This window comes from Novosphingobium malaysiense, assembly GCF_000802225.1.
GTDB classification, from domain to species: domain Bacteria; phylum Pseudomonadota; class Alphaproteobacteria; order Sphingomonadales; family Sphingomonadaceae; genus Novosphingobium; species Novosphingobium malaysiense.
This window is the reverse complement of the sequence record NZ_JTDI01000005.1, coordinates 220,869-237,883: the sequence shown is the minus strand read 5'-3', so window position 1 is coordinate 237,883 and position 17,015 is coordinate 220,869. Positions and strand designations below refer to the sequence as shown.

Below are 17,015 nucleotides of genomic sequence, written 5' to 3'. Positions count from 1 at the left end.
AGCATCCCCTTCTGCCTCATTCCCTGCGCCAGCGGTCCAGAAAACTTCGGTCGCGGGCATAGGCGGGGCAATTTTCCGCATCGAGGTGCGACCACTTCACACTGACGCCGCCGTCAACGACCAGACATTGGCCGGTCATGTAACCTGCCATGTCGGAAAGCAGGTAGAGCACACTGGATGCCACCTCCTCCGCGCGCCCCTGCCTAGCCATCGGAACGGCCCAGCGGTCGCGCTCCTTGTCCGGACCCAATCCGGCAGTCGGCGTGGCAATCGCGCCTGGAGCGACGCTGTTGACGCGAATATTATCGGCGGCCAGTTCCAGTGCCATGGTCTTCACTACTGACAGCACGGCGGCCTTGGCGGCTCCGTAGCCGATGTGGAAGGGGGTCGCCGTCAGTCCGCTAATCGACGCTATCGAAACCAGCGATCCGGGCAGCCTGCGCGCACGCAGTTCACGAGCCACGGCCTGTGTCAGAAAGAACATCGAATCCAGATTATAGGCGAAGAGCCATTGCCATCCCTCCCGCGTGACTTCTGTCGCCGCCCCCCAGTATGCATCGGGCACGCCGCCTACGATCGTGACGAGTCCGAAGAGATCATCCGGCTCAGCCAATGCACGCACCATGATTTCCTCGACCCCCTGCTCGGTGCCGATGTCGGCCTGGACCGGCACGATCGAAAGACCTTCGGACCGAAGCGACTGGACATGCTCCTCTAGACTGGCGCGCGAATTATCGACCGCGATCACGGTCGCTCCGGCACTGGCGACAAGTCTGGTCAGGATCGTGCCCATTCCGCCCCCGCCGGCACCTGCAACGATGATCGTGCGGCCCGTGAGATCGAGGAGCGTTTCAGCTGTCATCACCTGACTAATCTCTCGTATCGCCTTTCGCGCCTGTAAGGATTCCCGACCGATCGAAGGTAGGCTGGTCGAGCGCAGGCATGGCCGGCGGCGGACCAAAATCGGGATTGTCGTAAAACGTCCCCGACATGTCCGGCGGACCGATGTAGTCGCTCATGAACAAGCGCCATGAGAACTTGAGCGCACCGTCCACTACGGCAAATCGGTCATAGTAAGTGCCGATAGGCCCATAGGCCTGTCCGTTGGCAAGAACACTGCGTTCCGAGACATATGTCCGGGCGACAATTTCACCCTCCTCGACGACATCGACGATCGGCGAGCGGAACGTCAGGAGAATCCGTCGGTATTTGTCGAACGCCGCCGCCATGAACCTGGCAATATTGGCGCGGCCTTCAACGACGATACCGGACAGCCTCCATTGTGCGTCGTCGGTAAAGCAGGCGCCGAACGCATCGACGTCCTTGCGCCACACCGCGTCGGTGTACAGCGCATGCAGCCGGCGGACTGCGGCTTCCGCGGCAATGTCATCGGTCATCCGCGCACTGTCCCCTTTCCCTGTTCGGCAACCTTGCCAAAACAAAATGCAAGCGCCGAGACATGCACCGTCGCAGGTACGATGCATGCCCGGAGCAAATGCATGTCGGTGCGGTTCGCTATGGTCAGAAGCGAGCCGTCGCCTGAATGACCACTTCCCGCGGACGGTTCCAGAACGCTACATACTGATCTGGATTGCCCGCGGCCGTCCATGCGAATGCCTGCAGCTTGTAGTAGCTGTCGGTAAGGTTCCGGCCGATGAGGGCGAATTCGTAGGAACCGTCTTCCGGGCCCACCTTGAGCGCGGCGTTCAGCAGCCAGTAGCTTTTCTGGACCCCGCCCGGAGCGTTGTCGGTCGTCGCCTGATAACTGGAAGTATAGGCACCGGATGCCGAGATCGACGTGTCCCAGCCGGAAATCAACTGCGGCTGATACTCGCCGCCGATGGTAAAGGTCAGCTTTGGCGCCCGAATGAGGCGCTTCCCGGATAGGTCCTGCACCCTGAAAGTGACGTTGGGATCCGGATCGATATCGACACAGCCCTGGGCCTCGGTCTGGAACGCGAAGCACTGGGCATTATCGTATTTGGTGTATTTGGCGCTGTTCAGGCCAAGGTTGCCATGCAGCCGGAGCGCATCCGTCGCCTGCCAATTGGCTGAGGCCTGTATGCCCTTCACTCGCGAGGCAGCGGCGTTGGTCAGGTTGAAGTCCTGCAGAATGCCGCTGTTGTCGGCCGAGACGACCTGAAGATCGTCATACTTGTAGGTATAGGCATTGATATCGAAACGTAGCGTGCCGCCAGCCAGTGTGGCCTTGTAGCCGACTTCAAACCCTTCCGCGATTTCCGGCCGGAAAAGCAGGTCGTCCGCTGTGTCGGTGGCATTGAGAAGGAAGGGGTTGGATATGCCCCCCGCCTTGTAGCCGGTCTTGTACGCGACGTAGGCGGTATGGTTCGCATTCGGCCGATAGGTCAGCGTCACTTCGGGCGAAATGTGGTTGTCGCTATAGTCCACGTAAAGTGGGTCGCCGGGCGCCCGCAGTTGCTGCCAGGCTGGCCCCACACTGAGGTTGACCTGACGCATTTTCTTTTCATCGCGGCTCCAACGCGCGCCGCCGGACAGCTCGAGTTGGGGGGTGATGTCCAGGGTCAGTTCGGCGAAGGCGGAATAGTAATTTCCTTTCGTCACGGACGACATGTCTGCGCTGATATAGTTGTCGGCATCCGGATTGTAGACGTGGAAGATTTCCGGAACATTGTCGAATGGACGCTTCGAATGTTCGTAATAGCCGCCGACCATGAAATTGAGTGGTCCATCGAAATCCGATGCCAGCCGCAGCTCTTGCGTGAAAAGTTCGTATTGGTAGCGCGCCGCCGCCCAGATCGTCGCGTAGGCAGACCAGTCGGTGACGTTCATCAGCTTGAAGTCTTCGTCGTAGTAACCGGTGTTGGATGTCAATTCGAGATTGCCGAACGACTTCTGGAGTTCCAGGACAGCAAAGTGGAAAAGCCTGTCGTTATACGGCCTGCCGCCATTCGCGAAGCGCGCATTCCGTGCGTAGATCGGTGCCGCCGCAGCGTGGGACGTGCGCCTGTCGGCATAGCAGTCGGCTCCGGGTGAAGGAACCACGCCCACGATTACAGGAGCGTTCGCAGCCAGCGTGTCACCGATACAATAGGGCTCGGTATTGCCGTTGCCGGTGTTCGTCTCGACCGAGTTGATCGTATATTTGAATTTCGCGCTGAAGCTGTCCGAAGGCTCCCAGAGCAGGCTCACTCTGGCGGCCAATTCATCGGAAGCGGGCATGCGCTTGGGAATCGCGCCGGTGGTGGTCGTCGCCGCGCCGAAGATATCTGGAACGACGGGAGCATAGTTGCGCGTCCAGCCTTTCTGGGTGCTGGTTCGCAAGGCGACGCGTCCAGAAAGTGTATCCGTAAGCGGGCCGGAGATGGCGGATTCGGTATAATATTGGTCGGCGGTAAATTCGTAGCCCGCCTTTGCGTAGGCTTCGAAAGTCGACGTTGGGTCTGCCGAATTGATCGAAATGACGCCTGCAGGAGAATTCTTGCCAAAGAACAGCGCCTGCGGACCAGCAAGAACCTGAACATTGGCGACGTCGAACAGGCGTGCACCGATTATCGTGCCGCGACTGAAGGGAACCCCGTCCATTTCCACCAGCACGCTCTGGTCAAAACCCGCATCGCTCGACGACGAACTAATGCCGCGGATGGAAATGACGGCACCGGTGCCCGAGCCGCCTTCGCCAACCGAGACTTGCGGAGCGAGTTCGGCAAGCTTCGTCAGATCTTGGGCCAGATTGTCCGAAAGCGATTCCGAACCGATGGCGGTAACGGCCACAGGGACATTCTGCAGTGTTTCGTCACGCTTTCTCGCGGTAACGACGATCTCATCGAACACATCGTTCGACGCCGCATCGCGAGTGTCGCTCGACTGGGCCATAGCGTTGCCGCCGGGCAGCACCAAGGCCGCACCGCAAAGCAGGTAAACCAACCTTCTGTTCATTTGACATCCTCCCTCGGTATTTCCTGAGCGCGATCCGCCATGCCTCTTCGGGGCTTATGGTCCGATCTGCCGAGGCCGGTAATCAGGCCTGAACCGCGCTTCCCCCAACCTCAAAATATTCGTATATACGTATACTATTCGAATATGCAGTCTTTTAAGGCATCGGTCACACAATGGCAAGCTGCCGATTGGCAACTCACAGCTTTGCCCTGCCCTTGCTGCCTCATTTCAACCTGACTATTTGTATGGACATAATTTGCAAAATCAGGCGAAGTCAATGTCGCAACATACCTCTCGCACGAAAGGCATTGGGTCCTTAGGTTCAAATCACGATGCGTGAGCTGCATCTGCGAAAATGGAGGATATTGGTTGCATATCTGCACGTTTCCGCGCCTCGCCTGAACGCCCGCTTCGCGCGCGCCCTATTGACCGAGATGCCCGCAACGTTATCATTGTCCATACATTTCTAGTTATAGTACGCTGGGAACAGGCGAGTACGGATAAGCGAACCGCTCGGCAGTGCGGAGAGGTGCTGACTTTGAAGCAAGCGAGAACAATCTGCCGGTCATGCAACGCCTTCTGCCCGATCCAAGTAACCATAGACCAAGCACGGGCAACCAGGGTGATCGGAAACCGGGCAGCGCCGCTCTACAAGGGCTACACCTGCCCGAAAGGCAGGGCCCTGCCGAGCGTTCACAACCGTCCGGACCGTTTGAAGTCGTCTCTAAAGCGGCAGGAAGACGGCAGCTTCATCCCTATATCCAGTGAAGACCTGGTGGGGGAATTGGCTGAGCGTATCCGCGTTCTGATTGACAGGCACGGTCCTCGCTCGGTTGCGGCCTATCTTTCTGGTGGCGTAATCGAGCAACCGGCCGCGTCGACGCTGATGATCTCCTTTCTCGAAGCGATCGGGTCGCCCATGCTATTTTCGGCATCGACGATCGATCAGCCCGGGATGACAATCGGCTATGCATTACACGGTCGATGGCACGGCGGCCGTATCCGTCCCCAAGAGCGCGACCTCTTCATGATCGTGGGCGGCAATCCGATCAATTCGAAGCAGTACCTTCCGCAGAATCCCGGCATGCAGATCAAGGCCATGCGCAAACGGCGCGGCAAACTGATCGTGATCGACCCGCGCCGAACAGAAACGGCGAGGCTGGCCGACATCCACCTCCAACCCATCCCGGGCGAGGATCCGACGATATTGGCGGGCCTCGTCCATCTGCTGGTGCGCGAAGACGGTGTCGACCGGGCGTTCGTCGACACCAATGCGAATGGACTTGCTGCGCTTTCGGCAGCTGTCGAACGTTTCACTCCCGAATACGTGGCTGCGCGCGCCGGAATTTCGGCAGCGGACTTGCACGCCGTAGCCAAAGCCCTGATGCAGGCGAAACGTGGCGATATCGGGCTCGGGACGGGACCGAGCATGGCAACGCGCGGGTTGCTCAGCAGTTACCTGGCGCTTTGCCTCAACACCCTGCGCGGCTTCTGGGCCGGTGAAGGGCAACAAGCGATGCACCCCAGTGTGCTGCTTCCCGAACGGGAATTCCGGGCCCAGCCCATTGCGCCCTATCCGGCCTGGGGTTTCGGCAAGAAGATGCGGGTTGGAAACTGTGAGCCGACGCCTGCTGGCATGCCGCTGGCAGCGCTGCCGGATGAAATACTCACGCCAGGCGCGGGGCAAGTGAAGGCGCTGTTTCTCCACGGCGGCGCGGTACAAAGCTGGCCTCAACACGACAAGACGGTCGAGGCCTTGCGCGCGCTTGACCTGCTCGTCATACACGATCTTGTCCTTTCGCCCACGGCCAAGCTTGCCGACTACGTGATTGCGACCAAGGCGCAGTTCGAAATTCCGGCGATATCGGTACTGAACGAAATCATCTCGAATTCGGGACATTCAGGCTACGGCTGGGCGGAGCCATTCGCGTACTGCGGCCCAGCCCTGCTGGAACCGCCGGAGGGTTCCGACCTGCTCGAAGCTTGGCAGATCTACTATCGGGTTGCCCAGCGACTGAACCTGCCGCTCAAGATCACGAACTGGCGTTCGGCCCAGAAAGTCGAACCTGAACTCGACATGCAACATGAGCCGAACACGTCGCAAATCTACGACATGATGTGCGCAGGTTCGGCCATCCCGCTCGACGAGGTTCGGCGCCATTCGTACGGGCATGTCTTCGAGGCTGCGCGCAAGCAGGTCCTTTCGCGCGACCCGGCATGCACCGCCCGCCTCGACCTGGCGAATGCCGACATGCTTCGCGAACTGGCCAATGTCGCGCGCGAAGACCCCGAAGTACGCAGGGGCATCGATACGGAGTTCGCCTTCCTGCTCATTCCCGGACGCCTCCAGAATGCGACCAACACGTTCGCGAAGGCTCCGGGCATTCTTAAATGGTCCTACAATCCTGCGTTCATGCATCCTCGCGACATGGCTGAAATCGGCGTCAGCCCGGGCGACGAAGTGCTGATCCGGTCTCGCCACGGCCAAGTGCGTGCCATCGCGGAGAAAGACGAAGGGCTGCGTCGCAAGGTCGTTTCCCTGATGCATGGCTTCGGCTCGTCGCCATCGCCGCAGGCTGACCCGCGCATCGACGGCACCAACGTCAATCATCTGACGTCCTGGCAGGACGATTTCGAGGAGCATACCGGCATGCCGAGGATGGGCGCGCTGCCGATCTCAGTGACACCCGCAGCCGTTGCGGGAACCTGACGTATCGTAATCCGGACGTGAGACCTCCGACCAAGCCGGAAACCTCCGACGAAATTATTAGAGCAGGGTCGAACATTGGAACAGAGTGAAGAAGCCAATATCGCCGTCGTAAAGCGTTTCTACGAATATCTGAAGCGAGGCGATCGCGACGGTGCGTACGCCAACACGATGGCGGACGATTGCGTGCTGCACGAGGCGCCCGCGCTCCCCTATGGAGGAATATTCGAAGGCCGCGAGCGAATGAAAGAGGCGTTGGCGGGTGTCCTGTCAAACTTCGACGAGTTCGAGGTTGAAATTTACAATTATCTCGCCGGCGGCGATGAGGTGGTCGTCCATCTGGGCATCAAGGGCGTCGGGCGGATCAGCCGGCAGCCCTTCGCGACCGACATCATGGAACTCTGGCGCATCAGGAACGGCAAGGCGGTGGAAATGCGTCCGTTTCTCTACGATGCGCAATCCATAATCGCCGCCATCACCTAGGCTGCGTCGCGCAAATACTAACGAGCACCGGGATCTGGCCGGGGTGGTACGTCTTCGCTGCGGTGCAAGCTCACTTGATACCGGAAGCGTGCGGCGGGATAGGTCTCAAGTGCGCTTTCGACAATACGCCCGTCTGCCGCCTTGAAGGCTCTACGCACCACTATGGCGGGGCTCCCCGGATCCACTTCCAGCATTTTGGCAAGCTTGCCTGTAATCAGCTCTGCCGAGATTTCCTGCGTCAGTTCCACGATTTTCTCGCCGAACATATCCTCGATGAGCTTGAACACCGGCCCCGGATGAGTCGGAATCAGCCGCCCGATGGCGGCGAAGTCCTGTTTCACGAACATCTGCACCCAGCATTCGGGGTGCTTGGCACCATGCGTTCGCGAAAGCCCCTGGATCGTCAGCCAATCTTCCTCCTGCGGAACGTCCAGCCAATCAGCGAAATCCTTCGGCAGGTTCCTTAATTCTATGACATCGATGTCAAATTTCCAGCGCTCGGCATAGCTCTGGAAATCGTCGATCGTCATGGCATGGAGAAAGTTGGAGTTGCTCGACTGGGGCGGAAGAATGCGCGTACCCGAACCACGCCTGGACTGGATCAGCTTCTCATCCCGAAGTTTCCTCAGCGCCTCGCGGACAGTGTTGCGACTGACATCGTATTTCTGCGCAAGCAGCATTTCCGTCGGGAGACGAGACCCCACCGGATAATGGCCCGCGAATATATCGCGCTTCAACTCACGAGCGATTTGCAGGTATACGGGCGTTCCGTTCTCGTCGATCACCGCTCCGTCATTTGCGTTCGTCAGGTTCGCCTCCCCAATCGCCCTCTCCCACGCCAAAAGCCGGCTTCCTCGTGAGGACGCCGACCGACGCACTGCTACAACGGCTGAATGCAGGCAACGCATCGGCACGCGAAGATGACGTCGATACAGACTGGCGCGGACAATGCCAGTACAACTTACTGTCGGCCTGTACAGCGGGAACGGATGACGAACACGGTCCGTTAAAGGTCGTCTGCGGCTGCACCGAAAGGCAAGTGCCGGCATAGCGGTGGCGCCTTGAACGGCCAAGGGTTAGCCATCCTCACACGTTGCGCAGATAGGACGGGTCGCTGCGATCGCGCCGTCCCAGCTCTCCCTTGGGAGCTGCCTGTCCGGCATCCACGGGGTCGGTCCGCATCCAGTCGACAACCAGCTTGCGCATCGCGATCTTCCATGTCCCTGCCCGCCTTTCGAGGCGATCGATATATCGAAGGCTCACCACATAGTCGCGCAAGGTTGCCTCGTCGGTTTCGGATAACCGGTGCGTTGCCAGAGTATAGTGCTCTGCCCAAGCACAGTCGCCATTGATTTCCACCAATTGATTAGCGGTAGAGTGTGTGGTGACCAGAAATGTCTTCAGGCCCTCTTCCGCACCTGCAATCAAATCGTCGACTGTGGTTCCGAACTGGCCATAGTCAACTACGGCATCTGGATGGAAAGAACTGCGCATGAGATCGAAATCCATTCTGTCTGCACCGCGACAATAGCGAATATGCAAGTCGCGAATTTCAGCTTCGGCTAACAGATCATCGATGGTTCTGGTCACGGTCTGTCCTCTCCTCGCCAGTCAGCGCCGGGCGTTCCCGGCGCCAACTGGATTCTTCGCGAAGTCTATTGATGCATAATGCATTATATGTAAACAGACGCGCATGAGCGAACCTTACATGTCTTTGGCCGGCAAGCGCGTGCTCGAACTGGGCACGATGATCGCCGCGCCGTTTGCGACACACATCCTTTCGCAGCTGGGCGCCGAGGTCATCAAGATCGAGCCGCCCGCGGGTGATACCACGCGCTCGCTGGTGCGTGGCGGGCCATCCGGCACGATCGTGGCCTACGGCCATTCCAAGCAGGCGATTTGCCTCGACCTGACGACCGGGGGCGGCAAGGAGGTGTTCGGCAAGCTCGCAGCAAGCGCCGACGTGGTGATCCATAACCTTGCCCCCTCGGCGGCACGCAAGCTGGGCGTGACCGCAGACGACTGCATGGTGGTGAACCCGGACATCGTGCACGTCCATATCAAGGGCTATACCCACGGCCCGCAGGCCGACGACCTGATGACCAACCCCATCGCCGAAGCCGCGACAGGCGCCATGGACGACCACCGCGTCGATGGCCGCCCCACCCGCTTCGGGCCCTCCTATCACGACCAGTTTGCCGGCACTTACGCCGTGATCCGGGTGCTCGCGGCCATGCTCGATCCCAACGCGAGTGCGGCCGACCGGCGGATCGAGATCGGCCTATACGAGACCGGCCTTCACCTCGCCGCGCGCGATCTGGCGGGCATGCAGCTCAAGACGCAGCTGCTCGGACGGCTGGAGAAGGAAGGCGGCGGCGAATTCTCGATGCCCGGCTACGGTTCCTATCTCACGTCCGACGAGCGCTGGGTCTATCTGCTGATCCTCACCGATGCGCATTGGGCAAAGCTGACCGGGGCGCTCGACATGCCCGAGGACGGCAATCCGCAATTTGCCAAGCTGCGCGACCGCAAGAAGGCGCGCGACACGGTCGAAGCCGCCGTGCGCGCGGCCGTTGGCAAGTTCGATTTCGACGAGGTGGAACGCCGCCTGCGCGCCGCCGGGCTGGGCTTCAACGAAGTCATGCCGCTCGAACGCGTGCTCGAAAAGCCGCAGGCACACCAGCCGGGCAAGCTGCGCGAACTGGACTTTCGCGGGCTTCATTTCGAAGTGCCCGAATTCCCCGGCCAGATGCAGGTCAGCCCCAACCTGCCCCCGCCCGAAATCGGCGAGCATACCGGCAGCCTGCTTGCCGAACTGGGATACGCCCCCGACGAAATCGAGAGCTTGTTGTCATCGGGTGCCGCCAAGGCCTATCAACCCGGCGATTTCGCCTGGGCACCGGTGCGGCAAAAGGGATGATGAAACAGATGATGCAGTTTCGCACGAAGGAAGAGCAAGTCGCTGATTTCCTGCGTGAAGGCATCATTTCCGGCCGGTATCCGCGTGGAACGCGGCTCAAGCAGCAGGAAATCGCGACCATGCTGAACACCAGCATCACGCCGGTGCGCGAGGCGCTCAAGCTCCTGGCCGCCGAAGGATACGTGCTGGGCGACAGCTATCGCGGCGCAACCGTCGCGCCCTTCGACATCGAGGCTTCGCGCGAGGTTCTCTCGCTGCGCATCCTGCTCGAAACCCAACTTGTCAAAGGCGCGGTGGAACGCGTGACCGGCGAGGACATCGCCGAACTCAAGGTGCTCGCCAGCGAGTTCGCCACCGCTTTCGAGGCGGGTGACAATGAAGCGGCACGCGCCGCAAACTACCGTTTCCACCACCGCATGTTCGAAGTCGCCGCCCTGCCGCAGACCCTGCACTTCGTGCAGATTCTCTGGGCCCGTTACCCGTTCGATCTCATCAACCGCCTCAAGGGCCGCGTCAGCCGCGCCGCCGACGAACACGACGAGATGCTCGCCGCCCTGATCGCCGGGGACAGCGCAGCCGCCATGCTCGCGACGCGCCAGCATATCGAGGCCGGATTCAACGAGCTGCGCCAGTCTGTCGCGCAGGATCGTGCGACAGACACGCCGGTCACCCCCAACCGCACGGAGAAATGATCGCGATGAAAAAGACGCTCTTCCTCGTCATGGACATGATGAACGACCTCGTCGCCGAGGACGGCTTCAACGCCCAGACTTACGGCGTGGAGGTGAAGGAACGCGGCGTGCTGGACAGCACCAAGGCAGCCATCGCGGCGGCGCGCTCGGCCGGGGCGCTGATCGGCTATGTCCGCGTGGGCTTTTCCAGCGACTACCGCGAAGCACCCGAGGCCTCCCCGATATTCTCGGGCGCGCGGAAAAACGGGATCTTCCAGCTCGGCACCTGGGGCACCGAAGTGCACGCGTCGATTGCGCCCGAGCCGCAGGACTTCGACATCGTCAAGCACCGCGTAAGCCCCTTCTACGCCACCTCGCTCGAAGCGATCCTGCGCGCCACCAAGGTTGAGCGCATCGTCATGTGCGGCGTTTCGACCAATGGCGTGGTCCATTCCGGCGCGCGCGAAGCGCATGACCGCGATTACGAGGTGGTAATCCTCGAGGATTGCTGCGCCGGGGTCACGCCCGACGAGCACATGCACGCGATCGCCTGCCTGGGCCGCTACGGACAAATCGTGGCGAGCACCGAGTTCGACTGGGCGGCCTGACCGCCCTCACCTGACATCACCGAGGCGATACCGCGCTGCGGACCGACCGGTCCGGGACTGGACTCTTCGCCTTTCGACAAATAATGCATTATCCATTATACATGAACACGGCGACGGGCATGGTTCCCGATCGAGCGCCGACACAAGGAGCCACCAATGACCGTTGAAACGAAGGAAAAGGATGTCGGCGGCGCGCCGGCCGAGGGGAAGATCACGCCCGAGGCGATCAAGGCCGCCGAAAACATGATCGGCATGCAGCTGCGCCCCGAAGGCCCCTATCTCCAGGACGCCACGGCCGACACCATGCGCAACTGGTGCAACGGTATCGGCGATCTCAACCCGCTCTACCGGGACGAGGAACATGGCCGCCTGTCGCGCTACGGTTCGATCGTCGCGCATCCGAATTTCCCGATGGCGTTCGGCTGGGTCGGCCGCACCCGCTGGGGCCTTCCCGGTGTCCACGGCTTCTATGCCGGTAACGACTGGGAACTGTTCCGCCACGTGCGCCCCGGCGACCGCATCACCGCGATCGAGCGCGTCGTCGGCATCGACGTCAAGGAATCGAAGTTCTCCGGCACGCTGGTGCTCCAGTACGTCGAAGCCAGCTATGCCAACCAGAACGGCGATCTGGTCGCCCGCGCTCTCGGCACCTGCACCCGGCACGAACGCAAGGCCGCACGCGATGCCGGCAAGTACTCCGAGATCAAGACGCACGAATACTCGGCCGAGGACTTCGCGAAGATCGATAATGCGATCCTGAACGAAGAAAAGAACATGCGCGGCACCAACGTGCGCTACTGGGATGAAGTGCAGGAGGGCGAGGAACTGCCCGAGATCGTGCGCGGCCCGCTCAGCCTGATGGACACGATGGGCTTCCTCGTCGGGTCGGGCCGTGGCCACACGCATGGCGTGATCTTCAAGAACGCGGTCAAGCACCCCGGCCACTTCTTCCGAAACCCCGAAGCGGGCGGCGGCATCGAATACACCGGCATCGGCCACCACCGCGAATCCACCGCCAAGGATGTGGGCGTTCCCGGCGTGTACGACTACGGACCGCAGCGCAGCTCGTGGATGGCCTCGCTGGTCACCAACTGGATGGGTGACGCCGCGTTCCTCAAGCGCGTGCGCACGCAGATGCGTGGGTTCAACATCATGGGCGATTGCACCTGGGCGCGCGGCAAGGTCACGCGCAAGTACGTCAAGGACGGCCATGCCCTCGTCGACATCGAGATCCGCGGCGAGAACCAGCGCGGCGAACTGACCACGCCGGGCCTCGCCACGGTGCTGCTTCCCTCGCTGAACCCGGAGCACAAGGTATTCTTCGACGGTCGCGACTGCGACCTCGAACTGCCCGTCGTGCGCTGAGGACAGCGGCAATGACCGGAGAGGATGGCACACCATTGTCCGGCCTGAAGGTCGTCGTTCACGCTTCCGGCGTGGCGGCGGCCTATGCCGGGCGCATGCTGGGAACGATGGGCGCGCAGGTCCTGCTCGTCGAACCCGAAGGCGGCACTCCTCTCCGCAGGCAGCCCCCATTTCTTCCCGATGCAAGCGGCAACGAGAGTAAGGAGAGCGCTCTTTTCGCCTACCTTGCAGCCGGGATGGAGAGCGGGGTGATTGATCTCACCGCGCCCGAAGGACAGGCCCGCCTCGCCGAATGTCTGACCGGCTCCGACGTGTTCATCGACGACACGCCGGTTGCTGCGAGGGAGAAGCTGGGCATCGACGAGACGAGCCTGTCCGAACAGTTCCCGAACCTCGTCCACGTCTCGGTCCTGCCTTTCGGCGCCTATGGCCCCAAGGCGGACTGGAAAGGCGAGGACGTAGTGATCCAGCACGCCGGCGGCGAAGGCAACCTGTTGCCCAACGGCCTGGCCGTGGAGATGTTTCCGGACCGCGCCCCGCTCAAGATAGGGGGGCATTTTGGCGCCATGCAGGGCGGAATCGCGGCGGCGCTGGGGGCCCTCTCCGCGCTCTGGGCACGCCCCGAATGCGGCGGCCAGTACGTGGACATATCCTGCCAGGATGCCAATCTTGCCGTCGGCGCCTTTGCCATCCAGCGTCTTGGTGACGGATCGATAGAACATCGCGTCGAACGCAGTTTCCGCTACGGCGGCGTAATCCCCTGCGCGGACGGCTACCTTGAAATGCTGACACTCGAACAGCGCCAGTGGGACGGGCTTGTGGAACTGCTCGGATGCCCCGAATGGGCTCTCGACCCGGCGCTGGCCGACAGTCTCGAGCGCAGCCGGCGGGGACCGGAGATCAACCGCCACATTCGCGAATGGGCATCGGTCCGCAAGGTCGATGACATCGTCAATGCGGGGCAGAAACTGGGGGTACCGCTGGCCCGCTACAAGACCCCGGCCGAGATCCTCTCAGGCGATCAGGAATGGCACCGCGGCCTGTTCCAGAAGGTGAATATCGATGGCGCGGGACCGGTCGACGTGCTGGTTTCGCCCTTTCACTTCGACGAGACCCCGCTCTCGCTGCGCGCTGGCCCGCCTGCACTGGACCCCGCACTCGACACGGCGCGCGAAGCCGCCTCGGCGGAGGGCTGATCCGATGAAACCCCTTTCCGGTATCCGCATCGCCGACTTTACCGTGCACAATGCCGGGCCGTTCTGCACCCATCTGCTTTCGCAGCTCGGTGCGGAAGTCATCAAGATCGAAAGCGCCATGCGCCTCGACGCCTTTCGTAAGCCGCATCCGGTCTATGGCCGCATGGGCCCTGCGACATTCGATCAGGTGGCCTCGACCAAGCTGTCGGTTCGCATCAACCTGAAGAAGAGCGAGGGCATTGCACTAGCCAAGCGCATCGTGGCGGTGAGCGACATCGCTTCCGAAAGCTTCCGGCCCGGTGTGATGGGCCGGCTCGGACTGGGGTACGAGGCGTTGAAAGCGGTGAAGGATGACATCGTCATGCTTTCCGTTTCTTCCTCCGGACAGAGCGGCCCGGACTCGCACTTCGCCGGCTATGCGCCGCTGTTCGGTGCCTGGGGCGGGCTCGGCGAGCTGACCGGATATGAAGACGGCCCGCCGGTCGAGATCCGGCACGTCATGGACCATACCGTGGGCATGAACGCGGCCACCGCTGTCATGGCCGCACTGCATCGGCGCCGCGCCACCGGACATGGCAGCCACGTAGATGTCGCCGCGCGCGAAGTCGCTGCCTCGCTGGTGGGCGACATGCTCCTGCTTGCCGCTGCCGGCGGAAAGCCCCACCGCATGGGCAACACGCACCCGCGCATGGCCCCGCACGGGGTCTATCCGGCCAGCGGCGAGGACCGCTGGCTGGCGCTGGGAGTCGATAACGACGCCGAATGGCGCGCACTGGCGAACCTCATCGGCCAGCCGGAGCTTTCCGACGACGCCCGCTTCGCAACCGCCGAAGCGCGCCGCGCCAACAGCGAGGCACTCGATGCGATCGTTTCCGGTTGGACGGCCACGCAGGATGCAAACGCGGCCGCCGAGCGCCTGCAGTCTGCCGGCATCGGCGCCCATGCCTCTTGGACGACGCCCGAGATCGCCGCCGATCCGCACCTTCACCAGCGCCACGCCATTGTCGAGGTTTCCGAACCGGACGGCAAGCGCCGCGCCGCGGTGGGCGTGCCCATGCGCCTGTCGAAAGGCGCGGAGATCGGCATCGATCGCGGGACACCCAAGCTCGGGGAACATGAGGATTTCGTCTATGGAGACCTGCTCGGAATGAGTCAGGCAGAACGCAAGCGACTGGAAGAAGCCGAAGTGATCTACTGACCACGAACCGGCAGGCGCCCGGAACACAAGAAAGAGGGCCTTGGGAAGGATGAACGAAACGGCATCTCCGGCATGGGCCGGAACGAACACCGAAGCTGACACGCCGGTTCTGGGCTTCATCGGCCTGGGAGTGATGGGTGGCGGCATGTGCGCCAACGCGGTGAAGAAGCACCCTGCCCCTCTCCATGCCTTCGACATGAACCCCGACGCGCTGGCCGCGCAGGTCGCCGGTGGCGCGAAGGCGGCCGGGTCGGTCGCGGACGTCGCGCGAAACGCGCAAGTCATCTTCCTCTCGCTGCCCGGCGGACAGCAGGTCATGGCCGTGTGCGAAGAGATCGCCGCGCATGCCGGACCGGACACCGTGGTCGTCGATCTTTCCACCACAAGCGTGGCGGATGCACGGGCCGCAGCCGCCATTGTGGCCGACAAGGGCCTGTCCTTCGCCGACGCGCCCGTTGCGCGTACCCGGCAGGCCGCGATCGACGGCACGCTCTCAATCATGGTCGGCGCAAGCGAGGCGCTCTTCGCCCGGATCGAACCGTTGCTGCGCTATATGGGCTCGGACGTGACCCTATGCGGCGATGTCGGCTGCGGGCAGGTGGTCAAGCTCATCAACAACACGCTGCTGTTCGAGCAGGTCGCCGCCATTGCCGAGATGATGGTGGTGGCCGAACGCGCGGGCGTCACCGCCGAAAAGCTCATCGAGGCCGTGGGGCTCGGCTCGGGCAATTCCTTCGCGCTTCAGACCCACGCGAAGAAGGCCATGGCCCCACGCGAGTTCCCGGCGAAGGCCTTCCCGATGCCCTACGCCCTCAAGGACATCGGCTACACCATCGAACTGGCCGAACAGATGGGCGTGGAACCCCGCCTGCCGCGCCTTGCCGCCGAATACTATCAGGCCGCCATCGATAGGGGGATCGGGGAGAAATACTTCCCGGCGATCATCGAAGTCATCGACGCGAAGAAGCCGTAAAGGCCGGATGGGGAGAGGAAGGATGGAACGCCGGAAACTGGAATACCGGGTAATCGCGGAGGGGCTGGAATTTCCCGAAGGGCCGATCGCGCTCGCTGACGGTTCGGTGCTGGTGGTGGAGATCAAGGGCGGGCGTCTCATCCGCGTTCAGCCCGACGGGTCCAAGCAGGTGACGGCCGAACTCGGCGGCGGCCCCAACGGCGCCGCGATCGGCCCTGACGGCGCCTGCTACGTCTGCAACAACGGCGGTTTCCACTGGCTGAGCGAAGACATCTTCGGCGTGAAGGGCTACCGCCGGCCCCACGGCCGGGCGGACGATTATGCCGGCGGCTCGATCCAGCGCGTCGATCTGGATAGCGGTGAAGTCACCACGCTCTACACCCATTGCGAGGGCAACCAAATCATGGGGCCCAACGACATCGTCTTCGATGCCAATGGCGACATGTGGTTTACCGATCACGGCAAGACCTATGGCCGGGTGATGGACTGCGGCGCGGTCTATCATGCGGCGGCGGATGGCTCGTGGATCAGGCAGGTCATCTTTCCGATGCTGACACCCAATGGTTGCGGCCTGTCGCCCGACGAAGGGACGCTCTACGTCTCGGAAACCGAGACCGGACGGCTGTGGCACTGGCCGGTCACCGGGCGCAGCGAAGTGGGCAAGGTGCCCTGGCCTTCGCCCAACGGCGGCAAGCTGATCGGCCAGGCGACCGGCTACCAGCGCTTCGATTCCATGGCGCTCGAGGAAAACGGCAACATCTGCGTCGGCACGCTGGTCACCGGCGGGATTACCGTGTTCTCTCCCGAAGGCGAGAAGCTGGAATACTGGGAAGGTCCCGAGCCCTACTGCACCAATATCTGCTTCGGTGGGCCTGACATGAAGACGGCCTACATCACCGTATCGGGCGGCGGCCTGCTTGTCGCCGTGGACTGGCCGCGCGCGGGCCTGCCGCTGCTCCACCAGCGGGGCTGAGCG

The 17,015-nt window shown here is 62.1% G+C and carries 15 protein-coding genes; 10 read left to right on the top strand and 5 right to left on the bottom strand.

Annotated features, from left to right (window positions below; genetic code table 11):
- Positions 1 to 16: 16 nt before the first annotated feature.
- The 3 genes from LK12_RS16815 to LK12_RS16805 all read right to left on the bottom strand — a co-directional run bounded on the left by LK12_RS16815 (position 17) and on the right by LK12_RS16805 (position 3,918).
- Positions 17 to 862, bottom strand: coding sequence for an SDR family NAD(P)-dependent oxidoreductase (locus tag LK12_RS16815; protein ID WP_039286472.1), 846 nt, complete (start codon positions 860 to 862; stop codon positions 17 to 19).
- A 7-nt stretch (positions 863 to 869) separates the two neighbouring features.
- Positions 870 to 1,397 carry a YybH family protein gene (locus LK12_RS16810; RefSeq protein ID WP_039286470.1) on the bottom strand — a complete coding sequence of 176 codons (528 nt, stop codon included), beginning with the start codon at positions 1,395 to 1,397 and terminating at the stop codon, positions 870 to 872.
- 124 nt (positions 1,398 to 1,521) lie between these two features.
- Complete coding sequence (locus tag LK12_RS16805) at positions 1,522 to 3,918, bottom strand: TonB-dependent receptor (RefSeq protein ID WP_039286468.1); 2,397 nt, start codon at positions 3,916 to 3,918, stop codon at positions 1,522 to 1,524.
- A gap of 355 nt (positions 3,919 to 4,273) precedes the next feature.
- Between LK12_RS16805 and LK12_RS16800 the strand changes: the two genes are divergently transcribed.
- Both LK12_RS16800 and LK12_RS16795 read left to right on the top strand, forming a co-directional pair.
- Positions 4,274 to 6,628 (top strand): molybdopterin-containing oxidoreductase family protein, encoded by a 2,355-nt coding sequence (locus tag LK12_RS16800; protein ID WP_082010583.1) that lies wholly within the window; start codon positions 4,274 to 4,276, stop codon positions 6,626 to 6,628.
- A 75-nt stretch (positions 6,629 to 6,703) separates the two neighbouring features.
- Positions 6,704 to 7,108, top strand: a complete 405-nt coding sequence (locus LK12_RS16795) for a nuclear transport factor 2 family protein (protein ID WP_039286466.1) — start codon at positions 6,704 to 6,706, stop codon at positions 7,106 to 7,108.
- Positions 7,109 to 7,125: 17 nt separating this feature from the next.
- Here LK12_RS16795 and LK12_RS16790 read toward each other — a convergent pair whose 3' ends face one another.
- The gene (locus LK12_RS16790; RefSeq protein ID WP_039286464.1) at positions 7,126 to 7,893 is read right to left on the bottom strand and encodes a GntR family transcriptional regulator; all 768 of its coding nucleotides are present in this window, start codon (positions 7,891 to 7,893) and stop codon (positions 7,126 to 7,128) included.
- A 301-nt stretch (positions 7,894 to 8,194) separates the two neighbouring features.
- A complete protein-coding gene (locus LK12_RS16785) occupies positions 8,195 to 8,698 on the bottom strand; it encodes a nuclear transport factor 2 family protein (protein ID WP_039286462.1) in 504 nt (167 codons plus the stop codon).
- Positions 8,699 to 8,801: 103 nt separating this feature from the next.
- Here LK12_RS16785 and LK12_RS16780 point away from each other — a divergent pair, with 103 nt between their 5' ends.
- From LK12_RS16780 to LK12_RS16745, 8 genes are all read left to right on the top strand, one after another.
- On the top strand, positions 8,802 to 10,028 hold the full coding sequence (locus tag LK12_RS16780) for a CaiB/BaiF CoA transferase family protein (protein ID WP_197063564.1): 1,227 nt from the start codon (positions 8,802 to 8,804) through the stop codon (positions 10,026 to 10,028).
- Entirely contained in the window at positions 10,028 to 10,720 is a 693-nt protein-coding gene (locus LK12_RS16775; protein ID WP_197063563.1) for a GntR family transcriptional regulator, read from the top strand. Before LK12_RS16780 ends, LK12_RS16775 begins: the two co-directional genes overlap by 1 nt.
- Positions 10,721 to 10,725: 5 nt before the next feature.
- Entirely contained in the window at positions 10,726 to 11,307 is a 582-nt protein-coding gene (locus tag LK12_RS16770; RefSeq protein ID WP_039286917.1) for a cysteine hydrolase family protein, read from the top strand.
- Positions 11,308 to 11,463: 156 nt separating this feature from the next.
- A complete protein-coding gene (locus LK12_RS16765; RefSeq protein WP_039286459.1) occupies positions 11,464 to 12,672 on the top strand; it encodes an FAS1-like dehydratase domain-containing protein in 1,209 nt (402 codons plus the stop codon).
- Positions 12,673 to 12,683: 11 nt separating this feature from the next.
- Positions 12,684 to 13,868: a CoA transferase gene (locus LK12_RS16760; RefSeq protein WP_039286457.1), complete on the top strand. Its 1,185-nt coding sequence runs from the start codon at positions 12,684 to 12,686 to the stop codon at positions 13,866 to 13,868.
- 4 nt (positions 13,869 to 13,872) lie between these two features.
- Positions 13,873 to 15,066: a CaiB/BaiF CoA transferase family protein gene (locus LK12_RS16755; protein ID WP_039286455.1), complete on the top strand. Its 1,194-nt coding sequence runs from the start codon at positions 13,873 to 13,875 to the stop codon at positions 15,064 to 15,066.
- 49 nt (positions 15,067 to 15,115) lie between these two features.
- Positions 15,116 to 16,039, top strand: a complete 924-nt coding sequence (locus LK12_RS16750) for an NAD(P)-dependent oxidoreductase (protein ID WP_052223519.1) — start codon at positions 15,116 to 15,118, stop codon at positions 16,037 to 16,039.
- A 22-nt stretch (positions 16,040 to 16,061) separates the two neighbouring features.
- Positions 16,062 to 17,012, top strand: coding sequence for an SMP-30/gluconolactonase/LRE family protein (locus LK12_RS16745; RefSeq protein ID WP_039286453.1), 951 nt, complete (start codon positions 16,062 to 16,064; stop codon positions 17,010 to 17,012).
- Positions 17,013 to 17,015 lie beyond the last annotated feature (3 nt).